This window comes from Clostridium sp. AF12-41, from assembly GCF_003461685.1.
Lineage (GTDB): Bacteria > Bacillota > Clostridia > Lachnospirales > Lachnospiraceae > Otoolea > Otoolea fessa.
Genome location: NZ_QTXO01000005.1, coordinates 107583 through 129504, shown reverse-complemented (window position 1 = coordinate 129504; position 21922 = coordinate 107583). Strand labels below are relative to the sequence as shown.

Below are 21922 nucleotides of genomic sequence, written 5' to 3'. Positions count from 1 at the left end.
AATCGCAGATGGAAAACCATGGGCGGTTAGAGGCTTTTTTTGTGAAGAACACAATTTAAAGCGCAATTTTAATAAGGAGGGCATGATAAATGTGTCAGAACTGTAAGAAACCTTACTATATAACAACTGCGATTGCCTATACATCGGGCAAACCGCATATCGGAAATACCTATGAGATCGTGCTGGCGGACAGCATTGCGCGCTACAAGAGGGCGCAGGGCTACGATGTGCGTTTCCAGACGGGCACCGATGAGCATGGTCAGAAGATCGAGTTAAAGGCAGATGAGGCTGGCATCACGCCGAAGCAGTTTGTCGATAACGTGGCGGGTGAGATCAAGACGATCTGGGATCTGATGAATACATCCTACGACAAATTTATCCGCACCACTGACGAGGATCATGAGGCGCAGGTAAAGAAGATTTTCAAGAAGCTCTATGATCAGGGCGATATTTACAAGAGCTGCTACGAGGGACTTTACTGTACCCCGTGCGAGTCCTTCTGGACCCAGTCCCAGGTCGTAGATGGCAAATGCCCGGACTGCGGACGCCCGGTGCAGCCGGCGAAGGAAGAGGCGTATTTCTTCCGTATGAGCAAATATGCGCAGAGACTCATCGATTATATCAATGAGCACCCGGAGTTCATCCAGCCGGTTTCCCGTAAAAATGAGATGATGAACAACTTCCTGCTTCCGGGCCTGCAGGATCTGTGTGTTTCCCGTACTTCCTTTAAATGGGGGATTCCGGTTGATTTCGACCCGAAGCACGTTGTATATGTATGGCTGGATGCACTGACCAATTATATCACCGGTCTTGGATATGACTGCGACGGTGAGAGCGGCGAGCTGTTCAAGAAATACTGGCCGGCAGACCTGCATTTGATTGGTAAGGATATTATCCGTTTCCATACCATTTACTGGCCGATCTTTTTGATGGCACTCGACCTGCCGCTTCCAAAGCAGGTATTTGGTCATCCGTGGCTGTTACAGGGCGACGGCAAGATGAGTAAATCCAAGGGAAATGTGATTTACGCCGATACACTGGTTGATTTCTTTGGCGTGGATGCAGTCCGCTACTTCGTTCTGCATGAGATGCCGTTTGAGAACGACGGCGTTATTACCTGGGAGCTGATGGTAGAGAGACTGAACTCGGATCTGGCAAATATCCTCGGCAACCTCGTAAAGAGAACGGTATCGATGACGAACCAGTACTTTGGCGGCGTGGTAGACGACAAGGGCGTGACGGAGCCGGTGGACGAGGATCTGAAGAAGGTAGTGCTGGAAGCAGTCCGCAAGGTCGATGAGAAGATGGATAAGCTGCGCGTTGCCGATGCGATCACCGAGATCTTCAATATTTTCCGCCGCAGCAACAAATACATTGACGAGACAACCCCGTGGATTCTGGCAAAGGAAGAGGACAAGCAGGATCGTCTTGCGACTGTTCTTTACAACCTGGTTGAGTCTATCACGATCGGTGCGTCCCTGCTTGAATCCTTCATGCCGGAGACCTCGGAGAAGATCTTAAAAGAATTAAATACCGTAAAACGTGAACTGCCACAGATGGATGCATTTGGCCGTTATCCGTCCGGAAATAAGGTGACTGAGGAGCCGGAGGTTCTCTTTGCCCGCCTGAAACTCGACGATGTGATGAAGAAAGTCAAAGTTATCCAGGAAGAGCAGAAGAAGGCAGTTGCTGCAAAGGCAGAGCCGGAGAAGGAAGAGGACGAGAAAGCCGAGGGCATCGATATCGAGCCGAAAGCAGAGATTACCTACGATGATTTTGCAAAACTGCAGTTCCAGGTTGGCGTGATCCTCTCCTGCGAGGCTGTTCCGAAGTCCAAGAAGCTTCTCTGCTCCCAGGTTCAGGTCGGAAGCAAAGTGCGCCAGATCATCAGCGGCATCAAGCATTCCTACTCCCCGGAGGAGATGGTCGGCAAGAGAGTCATGGTTGTGACCAACTTAAAACCGGCGAAATTGGCAGGTCTGCTCTCCGAGGGCATGATTTTGTGTGCCGAGGATGCAGACGGAAAGCTGTCCCTGATGACAACGGAGAAAGAGATGCCGGCGGGTGCGGAGATCTGCTAAGAAAAAAAGGATATAACTTATATGATATTTGATACACACGCTCATTACGATGATGAGGCGTTTGACGGGGACCGGGAAGAACTGCTTTCCGGTCTGGCAGCAGGCGGGATCGGCACGGTCGTCAATGTCGGCGCGGATATGGAAAGCACGAAGACGACGATTGCCCTGACGGAAAAATATCCGTTTATCTATGGGGCAGCAGGTGTCCATCCGAGCAGCACGGCAGAGCTTGACGAGGAAAAATTTGCCGAACTCCGTGTATTGGCACAGTCGGATAAGATTGTTGCAATCGGAGAGATTGGTCTGGATTATTACTGGGAAGAGCCGGATCATGAGACACAGAAAAAATGGTTCCACCGCCAATTAAATCTGGCGCGGGAATTAAAACTTCCAGTCATCATCCACAGCCGCGACGCGGCGAAGGATACGCTCGATATCATGAAGGAAGAGCACTCCGAGGAGATAGGCGGCGTGATTCATTGCTTCTCCTATGGAAAAGAGATGGCGGCAGAGTATTTAAAGATGGGCTTTTACTTAGGCGTCGGTGGTGTACTGACCTTCAAGAACGCGAAAAAGCTTCTGGAGGTGGCGGAAATGGCACCTTTGAATCGCCTGGTACTGGAGACAGATTGCCCGTATCTGGCTCCGGTTCCAAACCGCGGCAAACGCAACTCTTCGCTGAACCTGCCATATGTGGCAGAAAAGCTGGCAGAAATCAAGAAATGTACACCGGAGGAGATTGTCCGTGAGACTGAAGAGAATGCGCGGAAGCTGTACCGGTTAATGTAAAGAAGAGAGGAGGAACCTGGCTGGGTGGTGTCTCGGTCAGGTTCCGGACTCTGGGAAAGGATTTTCGGAATGGATCTTGGAAACCCGAAGAACACAATCGAAGTAATACAGAAATACAATTTCGCCTTCCAGAAAAAATTCGGTCAGAACTTTCTGATTGATACGCACGTGCTGGACAAGATTATCTCAGCGGCGGGCATGACCAAGGAGGACACCGTCCTGGAAGTCGGTCCTGGCATCGGTACGATGACACAGCGCCTTTCACAGGCGGCAGGACAGGTCATCGCCGTGGAGATCGATACAAACCTGATTCCGATCTTAAAAGATACGCTTCAGGACTGCGAAAATGTAACCGTTATCAACGAAGATATTTTAAAGATTGACATAAAAAAACTGGCGGAAGAGAAAGGCGGCGGACGTCCGGTTAAGGTCGTGGCGAACTTGCCGTACTACATCACGACCCCGATCATCATGGGGCTGTTTGAGAGCGGCGCGCCGATCGACAACATTACGGTTATGGTGCAGAAAGAGGTCGCAGACCGGATGCAGGTTGGTCCGGGCTCGAAGGATTACGGCGCCCTGTCGCTGGCGGTTCAGTATTATGCCGAGCCGTACATCGTGGCAAATGTGCCGCCGAACTGCTTCATTCCGCGTCCGAATGTCGGCTCAGCGGTCATCCGCCTGACCCGCCATGCGAAGCCGCCGGTGGAGGTAAAGGATAAAGATCTAATGTTCCGCCTCATCCGCGCGTCCTTCAACCAGCGCCGGAAAACCCTGCAAAACGGGATTTCCAACGCGCAGGATCTCTCCTTTAGCAAGGAAGAGATCGCAGCTGCAATCGAGTCGCTGGGACTTTCCCCGTCCGTGCGCGGCGAGACGCTGACGCTGGCGCAGTTTGCAGCGCTTTCGGATGTGCTTGGGAAATAGAAATTGGATAAGAGAAATATAAAAAAGTCCCATCCTTATGCAGATTCAAATCTGAAAGGATGGGACTTTTTGAATTTTTTGCTTTTTTAAAATTATTCTGACAATAAAATCCGGTCATTATCCAGCGCGTGGCCTGCGCCGGTCTTGAAGCGGGCGATCAGATCCTCGACAGTCATGGAAGCGCGCTCTGCGCCGCCGACGTCGAGCACGATATTTCCGTTTGCCATCATGAGCGTGCGGTTTCCGAGCTCCAGAGCCTGGTTCATATTGTGGGTGATCATCAGGCAGGTGATTTTCTCCTCAGCAACGATATTTTTCGTCAGCTCCAGTACTTTTTCAGCTGTTCCCGGATCGAGGGCGGCAGTGTGCTCATCGAGCAGCAGAAGCTTCGGCGTGATGAGGGTTGCCATGAGCAGGGTGAGCGCCTGGCGCTGACCGCCGGAGAGAAGTCCGACCGGCTGGGTCATCCGGTCTTCAAGCCCCATATTTAAGAGGGAGAGGCGTTCGCGGAACGCATCCTTATCTTTCTTGGAAATGCGGGAAAATGGCGATTTCCCCTTTGCGGTCCGCAGATAGGCGAGGGCAAGATTTTCTTCGATCGTCATGCCCGGCGCCGTTCCCTTTAACGGGTCCTGGAAGAGGCGGCCGACCATCAGGCTGCGCTTGTGCTCCGGCATATAGGTGATGTCCTCGCCGTCCAGCTCGATAAAGCCGTCATCGACGTAGAAGCTGCCGGCAATCGCATTGAACAGGGTCGATTTTCCGGCGCCGTTGGAACCGATGATTGTCACGAAATCGCCGTGATCCAGATGCAGGGACAGCCCGGAGAGCGCCTGTTTGGCGTTGACAGTTCCCGGATTAAAGGTTTTTGATATCGACTGAATATTTAACATGCTCCGTGTCCTCCCTTCCGGCGTGCCGCTGCATTTTTACGTGTCTGGAATGCCGCCCATTTCCGGATCGTCGGAAATGCGATTGCCAGCGCTACGATCACAGCGGTGACCAGTTTCAGCCCCTGTACAGGCATGATTTTTGTATACAGGACGATAGCGTAGATAAAACGGTAAATAATCGAACCGATGACGGTGGCGATGACACCTCTTGCTACGCCGCGGCGTCCGAGGACGGTTTCACCGATGATCAGGCAGGCAAGACCGATCACGACGATACCCGTGCCGCCGTTGATGTCGGCGGTATTCTGGTACTGACCGACCATTGCGCCGGAGAGTGCGGTCAGCGCATTGGCGATGCATAAGCCGACTGTAATGGTAAATGTCGGGTTGATCGAGGAGGCGCGCACCATGTCAATGTTGTTGCCGGTTGCCCGGATGGAGAGTCCCAGACGGGTACCGAGAAAATAGACGAGCAGTGCGCCCGCAAGCACAGTTACGCAGATTGCCAGAAGTGCTTCATACCAGTCACCCCCGATACCGGTTTTCTGAAGCAGGGAAAAGATGGTCTCTGTCTTTAAAAGACTCACATTGGCACTCCAGCCCATTACCATCAGATTGATGGTGTAGAGTCCCATATTGGTGATGATACCGGCGAGAATGGACGGCACGCCGAGACGGGTCTGCTGAAATGCGGTGACAAATCCGGCGCAGATGCCTGCAAGCATGGCAGCCGGAACCGCGAGAAATGGATGCCCTGCCGCAGCCATTGTGACGGATACCGCCGTGCCGAGGACGAAACAGCCGTCCGTCGTCATATCCGCGATGTCCAGTATGCGGAAACTCAAGAACAGCGCCATCGGCACCAGCGCATACAGAAATCCCAGTTCCAGAGCGGTTTGTAAAATATGAAGCATGGGAAATTACCTCCGTAGAATGATCGGTACTCCCAGGGCGTTCATGAGGCAGATGCGCCAGCCGCGTGGTAAGCGGGGGATGCGGCTGGCGTCTGGTCTGTCTTACGGCTCTGAGAGTACATGAAAGTCAGTCAAATGAAAATCAAAGTGCTGCCGGATGAGGGTGTATTAGTCCTCGGTGGTCCTAACCTCTACAACATCGCCAAAATCTTTGAATACAGCTGTGTCGATATTCAGGGCTTTTGCAGTCTCGGTATTTACGGTTACGATGCCGCCTTCTGCGGTGTAGTAGTCTTCCATGCCGTCCATGCCTTCGGTGATTGCCTGATAAGCAAGGTCAGCGGTCTGTGTACCAAGAGCCGTGTAGTTGACGCCGCAGGTGGCAAATGCGCCATTGCGGACGAAGGAATCAGCGCCGGCATAGTGCGGGATGCCTGCATCGGCCAGATCCTTGAAGATAGCCAGCTCAGCTGCCATGATGACATTGTCGGTAGGAGTGAAGACAGCGTCTACTTTGTCAGCAACCAGGGAGGAGGCAGCGGTAATTACTTCGTCGTTGGTATTTGCAGTCTGCTCGGTGTAGGAGATGCCTTTTTCGTCTAAGTATGCCTTTGCATCCGCGATCGGTTTGGTTGAGTTTGCCTCGGATAAGGAATATAAAAGCCCCACATTTTTAACATCTGGGTTTGCGGCAAAAATCATATCCATGATTTTCTCGGTGTTCAGCGCATCGCTGGTACCGGTTACATAGTCGATGCCGGTCAGCTCAGCGGCTTCCGGATCGGAAACAGCGGCGTAGACAACCGGTGTCTGGGTCTGCTGTGCGGATACGGTCGCTACCTGTGCAGCCAGGGTCGCAATCGGGATGATGGCGTCAACACCGTCAGCAACCGCCTGATCACCAATCTGCTTTAAGGTTGTCTGGTCATTCTGGCCGGAGTACAGCTCGTAGTGAATGGTTACATTGTTATCCTCGGCGATTTTATCTAACTCTGCCTCGACTGCATTTGCAATCTCATCAAGGGAAGCGTGGTCGAGCTGTTTGACAATCGCTACATTATAAATTTCTTTGTCCGCGGAAGCTTCCTGAGAGGTTTCAGCGGTGGTGTCTGCTTCGGAAGCGTTGCTGGATGTGCTGGAAGAGCATCCTGCGGTTGTCAGTGTCAGGGCTGCGGTGCATCCAAGTGTAAATAATTTTTTCAGATTCTTTTTCATAGTCATTTTCTCCATTCTTTATTCTTATTTTGATATTTGTTTTGGATGGCAGATGTATCAGTCTGCCTTGCCGGAGCAGAGTAAAGAATGTGTCTGGAAAGAAGATTCTCTTTGGTTTGGCGCCGCGCGCCGTGATGAAAGATTTTACTGAGAATGTTTCCAGAAACTAAAAAACGCCTCTGTCCCCATACATGGGACAAAAGCGTAAACTTCTGCGATACCACCCAAATTGACATTTGTGAAAATGTCCACTCGCTTACACGTACCATCATACGTGCCCCGATGGATAACGGGTGGGGTCCCGTCAGCCCCTACTGAAACAATCGTTCAAGGCTGCCCTCGGAAGTCCATTCACTGACGGTAAGGCGTTCCGTTTCCACCATCCGGAACTCTCTGTGGCGATACATAGGTCAGATACTCCTCTTCCTCATCGGTTTATCTGTGTTCTTCGTTACATGCATTATAAACACACCCAAAAGGATTTGTCAACCATCAAAATCAAAAAGATGCAGGAAAATGAAAAAGAGTCGGTTTTTCCATTGTTTACGGAAAATTTGGAGATGAAGATGTGGACGCTGGCTGTGCGGCAGGAACAGCAAGTTGAAAAAGTTTTTGAAAAAATTTAGAAAAGTAGAAAAAAATAGTTGACATTTAAAAGACTCTCTAGTATAATAACTCATGTCGCTGAACAAGAGCGAACATGAGAATCACAGGATTCCTCAGGATGCCCAGATAGCTCAGTTGGTAGAGCAGAGGACTGAAAATCCTCGTGTCACTGGTTCGATTCCGGTTCTGGGCATTACAATTTCATAATTTATCATGCGGGTGTAGTTCAATGGTAGAACACCAGCCTTCCAAGCTGGATACGTGGGTTCGATTCCCATCACCCGCTTTTTTGTTGTTTAAAATTAAGAAAGCCCCCAGAGTTGCCGCTCTGGGGGCTTTCTTGTTTCATAGGAAATTACGTCCTATGAAACAAAAAACGCTCCGCGAGGATGTGCACTCGCGCGAAGCAGGAACATGTCGCAAGCGACCGCGCGAGACGCCCGGATGTGCCAAGGCACATTCTTTTTTATCAGATGCTATAAAAAACCAGAAAATATACCGCCATCAGGACTGCTAGAAATCCCGCATTTGCAATCGTGAACCAGCGGAAGTAGATTCCTTTTTTCTCTGGGCAGGAGCGGACGATATATTTGTAAGAAATAAGACTCGCCATGGATGCGATCAGGGTGCCGAGACCGCCGAGGTTAGTTCCGATCAGAAGGGAAACTCCTTTTTCGGTAAATCCGGACAACAGGATGGCGGCCGGAACGTTGCTGATTACCTGGCTGGCCAGAACGGAGACTATCACTTCGTGTCCCGTGATCATACTGGAAAGCAGGGAGCTTACCGCAGGAATGTGTTTCAGATTCCCGATGAAGATGAAGAATCCGATAAAAGTCAGGATGAGAGAGTAATCCACCTGACAGAAGATCTTCGGGTCTGCCAGACAGCCAATCGCCAGAATGCAGATAAACAGGATTGGAAGCGGCAGAAGACCGGCTACGGTGCAAAGGCACAGGAAAAACATTCCCAGACAGCAGAAAAGGCAGCGTTTAGGAAAGGTCTCATCGGAGGTTGTATCTCTACCGGCTGTATCTAGTGAGATAGTCTCCCTTGGTGTAAACATTGTGACGAGCAGCAGCAAAACCAATGAAAGCAGCGAAAATGGACCGATGCTCCGGATAAATGTATCAAGTGAAAGCTCAAAGTGGGAATACAGATACAGGTTCTGGGGATTCCCCACCGGAGTTGTCATGCTGCCGAGATTGGCTGCCAGTGTCTGGCAGACGACAACCGGAACGATCCGGTCTTTGCGGTTTACCATCCGCAGTAGTTCCAGAGCAAATGGAACGAAGGTAATTAAGGCCACATCGTTGGTGATCAGCATGCTGGAAAAGAAACACAGAAGAATCAGAAGCTGTTCCAGCTGCCTGAGCGAATGGATTCGAAGCAGCAGTAATTCCCCGAGCTGTCGAAAGAAACCGATGTTTTGGAGGCCTGTGGTTGCTGTCATCAGGCCAAAGAGCAGGATCAGTGTGTGCAGATCCAGATATTTCAGGTATCCGGCGGACGGTGGTATGATAAACATGGAAAGGACAGCCAGAGCCAGGGCGATGGTTAAAACGGTATCCTTTTTGAGAAAAGAACTTACTTTTTGTATCATGGTAAAATACTCCCTTGAAAAGAAAAAGTGTAACTGTGACCAGTAACGAAAATAGCGGAAACCCTCATGAAAATGAAAAGGTTTCCGCTATAAAATAAAAAGAGCGCGAGACGGGACTCGAACCCGCGGCCTCGACCTTGGCAAGGTCGCGCTCCACCAACTGAGCCACTCGCGCATTTCTGAAGCATCGCTTCAACGAGTTATATAATATCATAGGTCGGTTGATTTGGCAAGCGTTTTTTTAAAAAAAATCAAAAAATATAGAAAATTCATTACTGTTCACGGGTAGGCACGTTTGAAACCGGGAGAACCGTATGAAAACGATCAAGTTTCCATATTTTCCACTGGATGTGTTCCCGCGGTCTGCACAAACCCGATGATCTGTCCGGACAGGAGTACCGTGAGGATGGAATATACCATGCGGTTTAACGGAATGTAGCTCAGTGAAAGCACCAGTACAGCAAAATCGGACAGGAGGTAGATCCACTGGATTTTGATGTGCGTCACGTGGGAAAGGCTCATCGCAAGCGCATCGTCCCCGCCCGGGGCACCGCCGATCCGCACGCAGAGCCCGGCACCGACGCCGACGAAGACCGCGCCGAGCAGGGATGCGGCAAGCGGCATATCGGCAAGCTGCGGCCACAGGGGCGGAAACTGCTCACAGATCCGGTAAGACAGGGAGAAGCTGGCGCTGGAAAGAATGGAGTAGGCGATGAACTGCCGCCCCAGAAGTTTCCATCCCATCGCGTAGCAGGCGAGGTTCATGATGAAGCCGGACACGGATGGGGAGATATGGAACCAGTGATCAAGCAGAAGCGTCATTCCTAAGACACCGCCCTCGGTGACACCGGAAAAGGAATGGACATGGTACAGGCCAAATGCCAGAAATGCACTTCCAAACAGTGCAATCAGGCAGGATTTTAGTTTTAAATCGAGGGAATGGAATAATTTCAGCAAAATAACAGGCTCCTTACAAATGATAGTGTTGTTAATGGTTTCTCTATTTTAGTATGGAAACAAATTTGTGTCAAGAATAGACAAAAATGTGGGATGTGCGTATACTGGAAGATAGGAAGACGGAAAGGGGAATGAAAACATGGTAGAAAATCATCCGGACACCCGGAAGCAGGAATACCGCGGAATTGCCTGCCTGGTGCTGTCTGCGTTCTGTTTTGCGCTGATGAGTATGTTTGTACATTTGGCGGGCGATCTGCCGTCGATGCAGAAGAGTTTTTTTCGCAATCTTGTGGCGGCGCTGGCAGCGGTTGTTTTGCTTTTGCGGGCGGGAGAGCCGTTTCGTATCCGCAGGGGAAATCTGCCGTATTTTCTGATGCGGTCAATTTTCGGCACGATGGGAGTGCTGTGTAACTTTTATGCGGTGGATCATCTGGTGCTGGCGGACGCATCGATTCTAAATAAAATGTCGCCGTTTTTTACAGTGCTGTTCAGCTGGCTGATCTTAAAGGAAAAAGTTATGCCAATTCAGCTTTCGCTGATCTTCGGTGCGTTTCTCGGCAGTATATTCGTGGTAAAGCCGACATTCTCCAATCTGGCACTTGTGCCGTCGCTGCTGGGCTTTTTCGGCGGCATCTGCGCGGGCGCGGCGTACACGATGGTGCGGAAACTGGGAGAGGCAGGAGAAAAGGGACCGGTGATCGTGCTGTTTTTCTCGGTATTTTCCTGTGTGGTTGTGCTGCCGTGGCTGATTTTTGACTATCATCCGATGACCTGGCAGCAGATGGGGATCCTGCTTTTGGCGGGCTGCGCGGCGGCGGGCGGACAGTTTGCGATCACGGCGGCATACCGCTATGCCCCGGCGAGCCGTATTTCCATCTACGATTATTCGCAGCTGATCTTCTCGACGATGCTCGGTTTCTTCATCTTCGGGCAGGTGCCGGACGGCTGGAGTTTCCTCGGATATGGAATTATCTGCCTGATGGCAATTTTCATGTTTGTATATAATAACCGGAAAAGAAAGAATACTCAAAAGCAGGCACTTTTGGAATCGAAAGAGCCGTCAGATGTAATAAAAATGTAAGGGAAAGTATCCGCCGATATGGTTTACAAGCGATGCCAAATTATATATACTGAAGATAAAGTCGGAGTGGTTTTCGTGTCCAGAAACGTGAATTTCAGGAACAAAAGCTGGGTTGCCGACACAGCTCGAAAATGGGTTATAGATAGGGCAGAAAGTTATATAGGGAAATACGACATAAGCCCGGCAGCAGACAGGAGGAAACAGGGATGAAAAAATTAGCAACCGCACTTGTGAGTGCAGCAGCCATTATGACGATGTCAACAACCGCATTTGCAGCCGAAAATCCGGCGGAGGTATTTGACCGGGTGATGGAGAAGAACAATACGATTCAGTCCGCGGAGATTCAGAGCGGCGTCCATTCGGTCATACTTGCAAAGGATGTCATTCCGGACGGTCAGATGAAAGTTGATATGGCGATGCATGCAGAGATGGATATGCAGGATACCACCGATCTCAAGTACCTGGCACAGGTCGCTTCCTCGATTCTGGGACAGGACAGCTATTCACAGGTTTTTTATACGGACGGCTACTATTACGTAGATGCCAACGGTGTCAAACTGAAATACCCGATGCCATTAGAGCAGATCATATCCTCCGTCCAGACCGGAGTCAACACCAGCAATATGGAATCCAGCTATATGAAGGGCATTTCCTTAAACGAGGTCAATGGAAAACGTGTGCTGGCATATGAGGCAAATCCAAAGAAGCTAAACAAGAACGTCAAAGAAGCCCTCGGAACCGTGATGAACACACTCGGCACCGATGTCAATCTGGACATGAACATCCAGGAAATGAAAGGCGCTTACGTGCTGGATGACAACGATTACATTATCTATATGACAAACTATATCGTATACAACATGGAAGTCCTCGACCAGCCGATGACCTGCATTACTCTGATGGAGACCGAAGTCCAGAACCCGGGCGAGCCGGTCGTAGTGACACTTCCATCCACGGATGGCTATGAAGACTTAATTGGTTTATACGATGGAGTCATTGAAAGCGAAGTAGAATAAAAAAACAGACAAAAACAAAAATAGACAATCAAAAGCCAGCGTTCCAATTATCGATTGTACGCATCCCACGCCAGCTGTCCGGCTGGGGCGGACATTTTTGTCCGATCCAGACGAACAGATGTAGCGAAAGCAAGCGAACAATGATAATTGGAGACGCAGGCGGCGCAGATTCCCGGACGCCTCTTTCCGCATCACGACAATCAATCAATCTATCTATTACTGCATCTCATCCTCAATCATCCGATATCCAATCCCGATCTCCGTAAACACATACTGCGGTTCCGCCGGATTCTGCTCCAGTTTCCTTCGAATATGTGCCATATTTACGCGCAGAATACTGTTATCATCGTCCGCATAGGGACCCCAGATATTCGAAATAATCGTATCATACGTCATGACTCTGCCGGAATTCTGCGCCAGCAGGGAGATAATCTTAAACTCGATCTGCGTCAGATGGACATCCCTTCCATCAACCGATACCAGATGTTTTTCAAAATCGATCGTCAGTCCCTTTGCATGAAATGGGCGCTTATAAAGCGGAGAAGCTGTGTTTAAGCGGTTGCTGTGGCGCAGGGCAGTCCGGATGCGCGCGAGAAGCTCGGAGGTGCCGATCGGCTTGGTCAGATAATCATCCGCGCCAAGGTCGAGCGCACGTACCTTTTCCTGTTCCTGCGTTCGGGCGGAGAGGACGATGATCGGGATGCTGGACCAGGTGCGGACCTGGCGGATGATCTCCATGCCGTCCATGTCCGGAAGCCCCAGGTCGAGGAGAATCAGATCCGGGCACTGGGACGTGATGATCGGAAGTGCTTCTTTTCCCGTGTGTGCGGTGGAAATGCGGTAATCCTGTGCGGACAGGGAGGTGGAGATGAAGTCGCAGATGTTTTTTTCATCTTCTACTAATAAAATAGAAAGTTTATGTGTCATGTTATTTGTCCTCCTTTGGAAGGGTAAAGTAAAATTCGGCACCGCGCGTGTGGTTGATTGCCTTGATTTCGCCGCCGTGGGCGAGAATGATCGTTTTACAGATGGAAAGCCCGATTCCCATGCCCTTTCGTCCATCCGGCGAAGTGCTGGTCGTCGAAGAAGAGCCGTCAAAGATGGTTGCCAGCTTCTCCGGCAGGATGCCGACGCCGTAATCGCGCACGTGGAAAATCGCATAGTCGGAAAGTGATTCCACATAGCACTCGATTGGTTCGGTGCTTTCAGCATGGACAACGGCATTTTCCAGCAGGTTGATGAGAACCTGTTCGATGAGGACGGCGTCCATCGGGACCATCAGGAATTCCTCCGGCACGCGCACATGGATATTGGCGTCTGGAAGTCTCTTTTTTAAGCGGATCATCGCCTCGGAGAGAACTTCCTCGACTGGTTCCGAGGTCTTAGTTACCTTTGCCGTCTCATTGTTGATACGCGTGACGGAGAGCAGGTTTTCAACCATGTTTAAGAGCCAGTTAGAGTCCTCAAGAATATGGCGCACCAGCGCATTTTTCTCAACCTCCGGGAGGCTGCTGCCATTTTCCAGATATACGGTACTGGAACCGATGATGCTGGTAAGCGGGGTGCGGAGATCATGGGAGATTGCCCGCAGCAGGTTCGCCCGCATCTTTTCTTTTTCCGCTTCCATCAGCATCTTTTCACGTTCTGCCAGCACGCGCGCCTGTGTTTTCATGTTGCTTGTGATGGCGCTTGTAATGCTGGAAATTGAAAACATTGCCACGAAGGTAATCGGATAGCCGGCCATCGTGAAATCCAGCGCGAAATACGGATACGTGAACAGAAAATTGACGCAGACAACGCCGACAAAGGAGGAGAACAGACCGAAGCTGTATCCGTCCGTAAAACGCGCTACCAAAAAGACCGCCAGAATGTATGTTAGCGCGATGTTGGCAGTCGGATTTTTGAGCGCATGAAAAAAGCAGAACGCGATGATCGTGGCGGTACCCATGAAAAACAGGGTAAGTCCCCAGCTCTGTATGTATGTCGGAAGTGCACAGAATTTTTCAACGATCGGGCGGGTCCGGAACCAATTTTTTAAGGCGTCAATTTTGTGTGGATATGTTTCGCTGCCATTGGAAGTGCTGGTATCCGGAGAGTTGGGTTCGGCTGAACCTTGAAGGCTGCTGGCTGATTCTGTTTTCAGGAAAGTTTCATTGGAAGTTCCAGAAACAGAAGGTTTACTTGAATGTTTCATTTAAATAAAGAAAGTCTCCTTTCAAAAAATTCATATGGATGCTTCTATTATACAATGTTTCTTCTGAAAAATAGAGAGGAAGACTGTTAAAAAGTTGAAAAAATCGTGAAAATTTGGGATAAAAACAGTAACACAATTATTGAGAATCTGGCTGGATAAGGGCGATTTCATTGCATTTTCAGCGTCGGTGTGTTAAACTCCAAACAGTCTCCCGAATGAGGGAAGCAGGCTGACCCGCCTGTTAGAAAGTGACAAACGGGCTGCCGGAGTGCAGGACGAAAGGAATGAAAGTAAGATGAAAAAATTAGGAAGAAATGATCTGTGCTGGTGTGGAAGTGGAAAGAAGTACAAACATTGCCATGAGGCGTTTGACGAGAAGCTGATGGAGGCGGCGGATGCCGGACACCAGATTCCGGATCACGACATGATCAAGACCCCGGAGCAGATCGAGGGGATCCGCGAGAGCTGCAAAATCAATGTGGCAGTTCTGGATTATGTGGCTGAGCATATCAAGGCTGGCGTCACAACCGAGGAGATCGATCAGTGGGTATATAATGAGACGACCCGCATGGGCGGAATCCCGGCGCCGCTTGGCTATGAAGGATTCCCGAAGAGCGTGTGCACATCCATCAATGACCAGGTCTGCCATGGCATTCCGTCAGCGGATGTCGTATTAAAGGATGGCGATATTATCAACGTGGATGTTTCGACCATTTATCACGGCTATTATGCGGATTCTTCCCGTATGTTCTGCATCGGAAATGTCAGCCCGGAACATAAAAAACTGGTGGATGTTGTCAAAGAGTGTGTGGAATTAGGTCTGGAGCAGGTAAAACCGTGGGGCTTCATGGGCGATATGGCGGAAGCGGTCCAGAAGCATGCGGAAGAAAATGGCTATTCTGTGGTTCGTGAGATTGGCGGTCACGGCGTCGGCATCGAGTTCCATGAGGATCCGTGGGTTGGATATATTGGCCAGAGAGGCACCGGCATGATGTTTGCACCGGGCATGATGTTCACGATCGAGCCGATGATCAATGAGGGAACCGAGGAAGTATTCGTGGACGGCGATGACGACTGGAGTGTATACACGAAGGATGGAAAAGCATCCGCCCAGTGGGAGATTCAGGTGCTGGTAACCGAGGATGGCCATGAGGTGCTTTCCTGGTAGTTTGCAGAGTACATAAAAAGAGACGGCGTCAAACCGTCTCTTTTTTGTACCCAAGGTGGGGGTTCTTCACAGCCGAAGGGGGATAAAAGACTGCGAAGAAATATCTATATAAAGGAAATTGTTGTTAGTCGAGCCAGATAACGATTGCGCGCATCTTGTAGTGTCATCTGCCTCATTGATGTTATGCCATTATAATACTGGATAATTGTGTCCATATTTTGACCAATATCTAAAATAAATCTAAACGAGTATTACATAATTCGAAACTTTTTCGGAACTGTTTATGAGGCTGGCACGCTTGAATTTTTCTTGTCGATTTCTTGGATGGGGTATATAATAAATCTGGTGATTAAAGGGGTGCGGCCTGACTGGATAGAAACCGCGTCCAGAACAAAGCAATTAAGAAGAAAGTGGCAGGAATTATATGGAAAATTTTTTATTTGCACTTAATACAGTCCTTCCGTTTCTGCTCTATATCGCATTTGGATATGGAGTCAGGATGTCGGGGCTGGCGGATGAGGATTTTATGAAGCGCCTGAATAAGGTGATCTTTCAGGCATTCTTTCCGATTCTGATGTTTAACAACCTGTATTCCATTCCGGAGGGAATGACATTAAATCTGCGCCTGGTGGCAGTCGCCATTATCAGCGTGCTGCTTTTGCAGGCGGTTCTGCTTGCTGTGGTTCCGCGTCTGGTAAAGGAAAATGAGCGGCGCGGCGTTATCATCCAGGCGATTTACCGCAGCAATTTCGTCCTGTTCGGCATTCCGCTGGCAACCAGCGTGTTCGGTGAGGAGGGAACACTGCTGGCGACGATGATGGTGGCGATCGTGATTCCGGTCTACAACATAACGGCGGTCGTGATTCTGGAATTGTTCCGGGGCGGCAAGGTCCCGGTTTCTGTTTTGATTAAGAATATCCTGAAAAATCCGATGATCCGCGGCGCGCTCCTGGGCTTTATCTTCCATATATTAGGAATTAAACTTCCGGTTTCCGTGGAAGGACCGATCAAGCAGTTTGCCAATCTGACAACGCCGCTGGCACTGTTCGTACTGGGCGGAACGCTGCATTTCAATGCGATCGGCGGCAATCTGAAATATGTGGTTCCGTCGATGACCTTCAAGATGGTGATCCTGCCGGCAGTGATTCTGGCGGTTGCGACGCTGCTCGGCTTTTCCGGTGTGGAACGTTTTGTTTACTTTGAAATGTACGCGACTCCGGTTGCGACGGCGTCCTATGCGATGGCGCAGAACATGGGCGGCGACGGCGAGCTGGCGGGACAGTTTGTCGTGTTGAGCACGGTCGCCTCGGTTGTGACGATCTTTTTGTGGGTCTATTTCCTTAATTCGATCGGGTGGCTCGCATAAAAATAAATATATAATAGGGGACTGCCAGACAGTGGTTTGTGGAAGAGCAACAATTGTCTGGCAGCTTTTTTTGTGGAAACAAACACTGTTTTTCATGAGAACCGAAATTTTTTTTCATAAATTAAGATGTATGTATAATCTTTTCAAAATTAAAACATTTAATAGACAAAACTGATTGAAAAAGTTATAATAGTATACAAATGCGAGAAAACTTATTTATTTTCCATGTGCTTTTGATGCTTCGAATCAGCGAATTGTATGGAATGGGAGGATGTGAAACATAATAAGGATATTGCATTATTGTTGAAAAAAATTAGGGGAAAAGGTGGTGGTTCAATGATCAAGGAGACGATCCAGGCGGTCGAGGACGCAGAGGCGAAGGCATCGGAACTGGTCGCGCAGGCTTCGGAGGATGCACGCCGCGTTAAGGCGGAGGCGGAGGCAGAAGCGGATCGAATGCTCGCAGATGCACAGAAAAGGGGGAAAGAAGCAGCTGTGAAGCAGGAAGAAGAACTGACTCTCAGAGGGGAGGAGTACGTAAAACAGGCACTGGCAGAAGCCGAGGCGGAGTGTCAGACGCTCAGAGAGACGGCGGACAGACGGAAACCGGAGGTGGTTGACCGGCTCATAGCGGAACTGGTCTAGTGAATGGAGGGATGTAGATATGGCAGTATTGCAGATGCAAAAGCTATGTATCTGTGCCCTGAAGAAGGACCGTAAGTCCCTGATGGAGTTTCTGCAGGCTGCCGGAGTGCTGGAGCTCTCTGCGGAGGCGGAGCCGGACGAGGTATTTAAGCGGACGGACACGCTGGAGGATCGGCAGAAGTTTGAGCGGAATGCGGCGACGGCGGATCGCGCATTGGAAGTGCTTGCCGCGGTGGTTCCGGAGGAAACATCGATGCTTGCTGGGCTTGCCGGAAAGCCGCTTGCAAAGGCAGGCGCGTACCGGGAGACGGAGGCGAACGCAGAGGCGCTTTTAGGTCAGGCGGAACGCATTTTGAACCTGCAAAAGCAGATCACGGAGGAAAAGACTGCGGCGCTTAGACTGCTGGCGGAGGCGGAAAGCCTGAAACCGTGGCAGAAGCTGGAGATTCCACTTGCGTATCAGGAGACGAAACGGTGTGCTATCTTAGCTGGCGCGGTCGGCGGAGGCGCTTATACGCAGGAAGAAATTTACGCTTCGGTGGCAAAACAGGAGCCGCAGCTTGAAAAATGGGAGCTGGAGGTTGTCGGAAGCGATGCCGACCAGACCTGCATTGCGGTAATTTGCCTGAAAGAGGACGAGGAGAAGCTGGAGACAGCACTCCGGTCGATTGGATTTGCCCGTCCGGCGCGTCCGGTGGAGGAAGTTCCGGCAGCTTACGCTAAGAAACTCAAAGCGCAAGCGGCAGAGCATGAGGGACGCGCGGCGGCGACGGAAGAAGAACTGAAACAGTGCGCTCCGGCGAGGGAAGATTTGAAACTGTTATCCGACTATTACCGCCTGCGGGCACAGAAGTATGAGGCGCTCGGCGAGATCTTACAGTCGGAAAAAACGTGTATGATCACGGGATTTATCCCGAAGCGCGATGCGAAAGGACTGGTGGAGAAGCTGAATAGCCGATTTGAACTTGCAGTGGAAAGTTCGGATGTGCCGGAGGATGAGGAAGCACCGGTGCTTCTCTCCAACGGAACCTTCGCGGCGTCGGCGGAGGGCGTGACCGCGTCCTTTGGCTTACCGGCGAAGGGGGAGATGGACCCGACCGGCATCATGGCAGCGTGCTATGTATTTTTGTTTGGTCTGATGCTTTCAGATGCGGCATACGGATTTATTGTATTTTTGATGTGCTTCCTGGCACTTAAGAAATTCCCAAGGATGGAAGAAAACCTGCGGAAATCACTGCGGCTCTTTATGTACTGCGGACTTTCGACCCTGTTCTGGGGCGTCATGTTCGGCGGTTATTTCGGAGATGCGGTGGACATCGTGAGCCGGACATATTTTGGACATACGGTGACGATACCGGCGCTCTGGTTTGTCCCGCTAAATGACCCGATGAAGCTTTTGGTTTATTCGATGTTATTTGGCGTGATTCACTTATTCCTGGGGCTGGGACTGAAAGGATATATGCTCTTAAAGGATGGCAAGGTTGTGGATTTTATCTGCGACGTGGTACTCTGGTACCTCCTGCTTCTGGGGCTGATCCTGATGCTGCTTCCGACGGAACTGTTTGGTTCCATCGCGCAGATGAATATCGTATTCCCGCCGGTGCTTAATTCGCTGGCAAAGGGAATGGCGATCGTGGGCGCGCTGGGAATTCTGGTGATGTCGGCGCGCGACAAGAAGAATCCGCTCCTGCGGCTGGCGCTTGGCGCATATGATTTGTACAATATTACCGGATGGGTGTCGGATGTGCTTTCCTACTCGCGCCTTCTGGCGCTCGGACTGGCAACCGGCGTTATCGCATCGGTTATCAACCAGATGGGAAGTATGGTTGGAAATAATGTATTTGGCGTGATTGTATTTATACTGGTATTCTGCTTCGGACACCTGTTTAACCTGGCGATCAACCTGCTCGGCGCGTATGTGCATACCTGCCGTCTGCAGTACGTCGAGTTTTTCGGAAAGTTCTATGAGGGTGGCGGAAAGGCGTTCCGTCCGTTTAAGCAGATAACAAAATACGTGGAAATCAAGGAGGATTAAATATGAGCGGAATTGTATTTGCATTGTTGGGAGTTGCAGTGGCGGTTATTCTTGCAGGTATGGGTTCAGCCTACGGCGTAGGCGTGGCAGGTCAGGCAGCAGCCGGAGTCGTAACCGAGGATCCGGATAAATTCGCGAAGGTGCTTCTGCTCCAGCTGCTTCCGGGTACCCAGGGTATCTACGGTCTGCTGGTTGGTTTCATCGCTCTTTCTAAGATTGGTCTTCTTGGCGGCGGCGCTGACATGAGCATGTCGATCTCCCAGGGACTCTTATATCTGGCAGCATGCCTTCCGATCGGCGTGGTTGGTCTGGTATCGGCGAGACATCAGGGAAGAACGTCGGTTGCTTCCATCGGTATCGTAGCGAAGAAACCGGAACAGTTTGGTAAAGCGATGCTGTTCCCGGCGATGGTTGAGACCTATGCGATTCTGGCACTTCTGGTTTCGATTCTGGCAATCAATGCACTGTAATCTGGCACGGCGGAAAGAATCAAAATCAGTTAAGGAGTGAAGCGTATGAATGGATTAGATAAGATTATTGCTCAGATCCTTGACGATGCAAAGCAGGAATCGCTTGCGATTCGGGAAAAAGCAGCCGGTGAAGCGGAGACGACTCTTGCGGCAGTCGGTGAAAAGGTAAAAAAGCTGGAGGAAGAGCAGGCGAAATCGGCGGCGCAGCGTGAAAAAAGCTATGAGGAACGGCTTCGTTCTTCGGCGGCGCTAAAGAAGCGCCAGGCGATCCTTGCGGAAAAGCAGGCGATCATCGAGGAAATGCTTGCGGCGGCACACAAGGAGCTGCTGGCAAAGCCGGATGAGGCGTATTTTGCATGGATGGAGCAGCTTCTTTCCCGGTTCGTGACGGATCGGGCAGGAGAAATCTATGTTTCAAAACGTGATTTAGAGCGGATGCCGGATGATTTTCCGGCAAAGATAGAGAAGGCAGCGCAGGAAAAGGGCGGAAGCCTGGTACTGAAAAAAGAACCGAGGGAGATCGACGGGGGCTTTGTTCTGGTGTATGGCGGTGTCGAGGAAAATTGTTCTGCCGGGGCGTTGTTTGCGTCGCAGCGGGATGAGCTGGCGGACAAGGTACATGCGATGCTGTTTGGATAACGGCGGGAGAAGGTAAGGAGGGCTTATATGTCTGATACAAAATATGCCTACGCGGTCGCCCGGATCCGGGCACTGGAAAATGGGCTTTTTTCCTCCGCACAGATTGAACAGCTGCTGTCCGTAAAAAGCTACGAGGGGGCGCTGCGTTTCCTGACCGAACACGGCTGGGGGGATGCAGATACACCGCTCAGCGCGGAGGCGATCCTGACCCGGGAGAAGGCGAAATCCTGGGAGACGGTCCGCGACCTTTTGAAGGGCGACGACGCGATCCTGGCAGTGCTTTCCTACGGGGATCTCTACCACAATTTAAAGGCGGCGATCAAGGATGCAGCGGCGCCGGGCAGCCACGGCAATGTCTATTTTGACGACTGCGAGGTGGACGGCGCGCGGATGTCGAAGATCGTGGCGGAGAAGGACTGGCAGGCGCTTCCGGCACATATGCGGGAGGCGGCGAAGGAAGCCAGCGAGACATTTCTGCACACGGGCGACGGGCAGCTCTGCGATATCATTGTTGACCGGTCGGCGCTCGCAGCTATCTATGAGTGCGGAAAGAATGCGTCCGACGCGATCATCCGCGATTATGCCGAGACAACGGTCGCGGTGGCGGATATCAAGATAGCGGTGCGCTCCCAGAAGACGGGAAAACATCTGGATTTTATGCGGCGCGCGATGGCACCGTGCGATAGCTTGAATATCGAGCGCCTGTCACAGGCGGCTCTTGGCGGTGTCGGCGCGATCTGCGAGTATCTGGAAGGAACCCGCTATGGGGGCGGCGCGCAGGCATTAAAGGAATCGCCGTCGGCGTTTGAGCGGTGGTGTGACAATCAGCTGATCGAGACGATCAAGCCGCAGAAATACAACCCGTTTACGGCGGGACCGCTGGTTGCCTATATACTGGCGAAGGAAAATGAGATCAAAACGGTCCGTATCATCCTGACCGCCCGTCTGAACGGTCTTGAGGAGGAACAGATTCGGGAAAGGATAAGGGAGATGTATGTATAAGGTTGCAGTAGTCGGAGATTACGACAGCATCTACGGATTTGCGGCGCTGGGACTGGAGACATTTCCGGTGTCCGATGTAAATGAGACGGAGAAAGTATTTCTGGAACTGGCTTCTGGTTCCTACGCGGTGATCTATATCACCGAGGCGGCGGCTGCCGGGATTGAGACAGCCATCGACCGCTACCGGGAACAGCCGCTTCCGTCCGTGATCCTGATTCCGGGGATTTCCGGGAATACGGGAAAAGGCGTGGAGTCGGTCAAGCATTCGGTGGAACAGGCAGTCGGATCGGATATTCTGTTTGGAGATGCATGATAGAAAGG

At 50.8% G+C, this 21922-nt stretch carries 21 protein-coding genes, 3 tRNA genes and 1 other annotated feature; of the genes, 16 read left to right on the top strand and 8 right to left on the bottom strand.

Going from position 1 to position 21922, the window contains the following annotated elements; translation table 11 throughout:
• The first annotated feature begins 89 nt into the window (after positions 1–89).
• From metG to rsmA, 3 genes are all read left to right on the top strand, one after another.
• Positions 90–2081, top strand: coding sequence for a methionine--tRNA ligase (gene metG, locus DWV73_RS09570; RefSeq protein WP_117796534.1), 1992 nt, complete (start codon positions 90–92; stop codon positions 2079–2081).
• Between the two features lie 21 nt (positions 2082–2102).
• Complete coding sequence (locus DWV73_RS09565) at positions 2103–2870, top strand: TatD family hydrolase (protein WP_117796533.1); 768 nt, start codon at positions 2103–2105, stop codon at positions 2868–2870.
• 69 nt (positions 2871–2939) lie between these two features.
• Positions 2940–3797 carry a 16S rRNA (adenine(1518)-N(6)/adenine(1519)-N(6))-dimethyltransferase RsmA gene (gene rsmA, locus DWV73_RS09560; protein ID WP_117796587.1) on the top strand — a complete coding sequence of 286 codons (858 nt, stop codon included), beginning with the start codon at positions 2940–2942 and terminating at the stop codon, positions 3795–3797.
• A gap of 92 nt (positions 3798–3889) precedes the next feature.
• On the opposite strand, the gene DWV73_RS09555 is transcribed toward rsmA, so the two are convergent.
• On the bottom strand, positions 3890–4690 hold the full coding sequence (locus DWV73_RS09555) for an ATP-binding cassette domain-containing protein (protein WP_022358462.1): 801 nt from the start codon (positions 4688–4690) through the stop codon (positions 3890–3892).
• Entirely contained in the window at positions 4684–5604 is a 921-nt protein-coding gene (locus DWV73_RS09550) for a branched-chain amino acid ABC transporter permease (RefSeq protein WP_022358461.1), read from the bottom strand. The genes DWV73_RS09555 and DWV73_RS09550 overlap by 7 nt, the downstream gene beginning before the upstream one ends.
• Here DWV73_RS09550 and DWV73_RS13085 point away from each other — a divergent pair.
• Positions 5603–5728, top strand: coding sequence for a hypothetical protein (locus tag DWV73_RS13085; protein ID WP_278286983.1), 126 nt, complete (start codon positions 5603–5605; stop codon positions 5726–5728). The two genes, DWV73_RS09550 and DWV73_RS13085, sit on opposite strands and share 2 nt — an antisense overlap.
• Positions 5729–5772: 44 nt before the next feature.
• Here DWV73_RS13085 and DWV73_RS09545 read toward each other — a convergent pair whose 3' ends face one another.
• On the bottom strand, positions 5773–6819 hold the full coding sequence (locus DWV73_RS09545; protein ID WP_117796532.1) for an ABC transporter substrate-binding protein: 1047 nt from the start codon (positions 6817–6819) through the stop codon (positions 5773–5775).
• A 189-nt stretch (positions 6820–7008) separates the two neighbouring features.
• Positions 7009–7259 (bottom strand) — a binding site (T-box leader).
• 286 nt (positions 7260–7545) lie between these two features.
• Between DWV73_RS09545 and DWV73_RS09540 the strand changes: the two genes are divergently transcribed.
• Positions 7546–7618 (top strand) — tRNA-Phe (locus tag DWV73_RS09540).
• 22 nt (positions 7619–7640) lie between these two features.
• Positions 7641–7711, top strand: a tRNA-Gly gene (locus DWV73_RS09535).
• Positions 7712–7894: 183 nt separating this feature from the next.
• Here DWV73_RS09535 and DWV73_RS09530 read toward each other — a convergent pair.
• From DWV73_RS09530 to DWV73_RS09520, 3 genes are all read right to left on the bottom strand, one after another.
• Positions 7895–9028, bottom strand: a complete 1134-nt coding sequence (locus DWV73_RS09530) for an SLC13 family permease (protein ID WP_107000838.1) — start codon at positions 9026–9028, stop codon at positions 7895–7897.
• Positions 9029–9130: 102 nt separating this feature from the next.
• Positions 9131–9203 (bottom strand) — tRNA-Gly (locus DWV73_RS09525).
• A gap of 149 nt (positions 9204–9352) precedes the next feature.
• A complete protein-coding gene (locus tag DWV73_RS09520) occupies positions 9353–9985 on the bottom strand; it encodes a YitT family protein (RefSeq protein WP_233430219.1) in 633 nt (210 codons plus the stop codon).
• A gap of 139 nt (positions 9986–10124) precedes the next feature.
• Between DWV73_RS09520 and DWV73_RS09515 the strand changes: the two genes are divergently transcribed.
• Together DWV73_RS09515 and DWV73_RS09505 are read left to right on the top strand one after the other, a co-directional pair.
• On the top strand, positions 10125–11066 hold the full coding sequence (locus tag DWV73_RS09515; RefSeq protein WP_117796531.1) for a DMT family transporter: 942 nt from the start codon (positions 10125–10127) through the stop codon (positions 11064–11066).
• A 206-nt stretch (positions 11067–11272) separates the two neighbouring features.
• Complete coding sequence (locus DWV73_RS09505) at positions 11273–12082, top strand: hypothetical protein (protein WP_107000835.1); 810 nt, start codon at positions 11273–11275, stop codon at positions 12080–12082.
• A 216-nt stretch (positions 12083–12298) separates the two neighbouring features.
• On the opposite strand, the gene DWV73_RS09500 is transcribed toward DWV73_RS09505, so the two are convergent.
• Together DWV73_RS09500 and DWV73_RS09495 are read right to left on the bottom strand one after the other, a co-directional pair.
• Positions 12299–13009 carry a response regulator transcription factor gene (locus DWV73_RS09500; RefSeq protein ID WP_117796529.1) on the bottom strand — a complete coding sequence of 237 codons (711 nt, stop codon included), beginning with the start codon at positions 13007–13009 and terminating at the stop codon, positions 12299–12301.
• 1 nt (position 13010) lies between these two features.
• Positions 13011–14276, bottom strand: coding sequence for a DUF4118 domain-containing protein (locus tag DWV73_RS09495; protein WP_117796528.1), 1266 nt, complete (start codon positions 14274–14276; stop codon positions 13011–13013).
• Between the two features lie 295 nt (positions 14277–14571).
• Between DWV73_RS09495 and DWV73_RS09490 the strand changes: the two genes are divergently transcribed.
• The 8 genes from DWV73_RS09490 to DWV73_RS09455 all read left to right on the top strand — a co-directional run bounded on the left by DWV73_RS09490 (position 14572) and on the right by DWV73_RS09455 (position 21914).
• A complete protein-coding gene (locus tag DWV73_RS09490) occupies positions 14572–15444 on the top strand; it encodes a methionyl aminopeptidase (RefSeq protein WP_022358671.1) in 873 nt (290 codons plus the stop codon).
• 424 nt (positions 15445–15868) lie between these two features.
• Positions 15869–16810 carry an AEC family transporter gene (locus DWV73_RS09485; RefSeq protein WP_117796527.1) on the top strand — a complete coding sequence of 314 codons (942 nt, stop codon included), beginning with the start codon at positions 15869–15871 and terminating at the stop codon, positions 16808–16810.
• 303 nt (positions 16811–17113) lie between these two features.
• On the top strand, positions 17114–17455 hold the full coding sequence (locus DWV73_RS09480) for a hypothetical protein (RefSeq protein WP_146143917.1): 342 nt from the start codon (positions 17114–17116) through the stop codon (positions 17453–17455).
• A 19-nt stretch (positions 17456–17474) separates the two neighbouring features.
• On the top strand, positions 17475–19490 hold the full coding sequence (locus DWV73_RS09475; RefSeq protein WP_117796526.1) for a V-type ATP synthase subunit I: 2016 nt from the start codon (positions 17475–17477) through the stop codon (positions 19488–19490).
• A 2-nt stretch (positions 19491–19492) separates the two neighbouring features.
• Positions 19493–19960, top strand: coding sequence for a V-type ATP synthase subunit K (locus tag DWV73_RS09470; RefSeq protein ID WP_022358667.1), 468 nt, complete (start codon positions 19493–19495; stop codon positions 19958–19960).
• 45 nt (positions 19961–20005) lie between these two features.
• Positions 20006–20599 (top strand): V-type ATP synthase subunit E, encoded by a 594-nt coding sequence (locus tag DWV73_RS09465; protein WP_117796525.1) that lies wholly within the window; start codon positions 20006–20008, stop codon positions 20597–20599.
• 27 nt (positions 20600–20626) lie between these two features.
• Positions 20627–21601 carry a V-type ATPase subunit gene (locus tag DWV73_RS09460; RefSeq protein WP_107000827.1) on the top strand — a complete coding sequence of 325 codons (975 nt, stop codon included), beginning with the start codon at positions 20627–20629 and terminating at the stop codon, positions 21599–21601.
• Positions 21594–21914, top strand: coding sequence for a V-type ATP synthase subunit F (locus DWV73_RS09455; RefSeq protein ID WP_107000826.1), 321 nt, complete (start codon positions 21594–21596; stop codon positions 21912–21914). Before DWV73_RS09460 ends, DWV73_RS09455 begins: the two co-directional genes overlap by 8 nt.
• Positions 21915–21922 lie beyond the last annotated feature (8 nt).

Bases quoted from the DNA above. Each gene is read 5' to 3' on its own strand.
- metG (WP_117796534.1), top strand. From the start codon at position 90: ATGTGTCAGAACTGTAAGAAACCTTACTATATAACAACTGCGATTGCC.
- DWV73_RS09515 (WP_117796531.1), top strand. From the start codon at position 10,125: ATGGTAGAAAATCATCCGGACACCCGGAAGCAGGAATACCGCGGAATT.
- DWV73_RS09545 (WP_117796532.1), bottom strand. From the start codon at position 6,819: ATGAAAAAGAATCTGAAAAAATTATTTACACTTGGATGCACCGCAGCC.
- DWV73_RS09470 (WP_022358667.1), top strand. From the start codon at position 19,493: ATGAGCGGAATTGTATTTGCATTGTTGGGAGTTGCAGTGGCGGTTATT.
- DWV73_RS09455 (WP_107000826.1), top strand. From the start codon at position 21,594: ATGTATAAGGTTGCAGTAGTCGGAGATTACGACAGCATCTACGGATTT.
- DWV73_RS09530 (WP_107000838.1), bottom strand. From the start codon at position 9,028: ATGATACAAAAAGTAAGTTCTTTTCTCAAAAAGGATACCGTTTTAACC.
- rsmA (WP_117796587.1), top strand. From the start codon at position 2,940: ATGGATCTTGGAAACCCGAAGAACACAATCGAAGTAATACAGAAATAC.
- DWV73_RS09485 (WP_117796527.1), top strand. From the start codon at position 15,869: ATGGAAAATTTTTTATTTGCACTTAATACAGTCCTTCCGTTTCTGCTC.
- DWV73_RS09565 (WP_117796533.1), top strand. From the start codon at position 2,103: ATGATATTTGATACACACGCTCATTACGATGATGAGGCGTTTGACGGG.
- DWV73_RS09475 (WP_117796526.1), top strand. From the start codon at position 17,475: ATGGCAGTATTGCAGATGCAAAAGCTATGTATCTGTGCCCTGAAGAAG.
- DWV73_RS09505 (WP_107000835.1), top strand. From the start codon at position 11,273: ATGAAAAAATTAGCAACCGCACTTGTGAGTGCAGCAGCCATTATGACG.
- DWV73_RS09490 (WP_022358671.1), top strand. From the start codon at position 14,572: ATGAAAAAATTAGGAAGAAATGATCTGTGCTGGTGTGGAAGTGGAAAG.
- DWV73_RS09550 (WP_022358461.1), bottom strand. From the start codon at position 5,604: ATGCTTCATATTTTACAAACCGCTCTGGAACTGGGATTTCTGTATGCG.
- DWV73_RS09495 (WP_117796528.1), bottom strand. From the start codon at position 14,276: ATGAAACATTCAAGTAAACCTTCTGTTTCTGGAACTTCCAATGAAACT.
- DWV73_RS13085 (WP_278286983.1), top strand. From the start codon at position 5,603: ATGGGAAATTACCTCCGTAGAATGATCGGTACTCCCAGGGCGTTCATG.
- DWV73_RS09460 (WP_107000827.1), top strand. From the start codon at position 20,627: ATGTCTGATACAAAATATGCCTACGCGGTCGCCCGGATCCGGGCACTG.
- DWV73_RS09465 (WP_117796525.1), top strand. From the start codon at position 20,006: ATGAATGGATTAGATAAGATTATTGCTCAGATCCTTGACGATGCAAAG.
- DWV73_RS09555 (WP_022358462.1), bottom strand. From the start codon at position 4,690: ATGTTAAATATTCAGTCGATATCAAAAACCTTTAATCCGGGAACTGTC.
- DWV73_RS09500 (WP_117796529.1), bottom strand. From the start codon at position 13,009: ATGACACATAAACTTTCTATTTTATTAGTAGAAGATGAAAAAAACATC.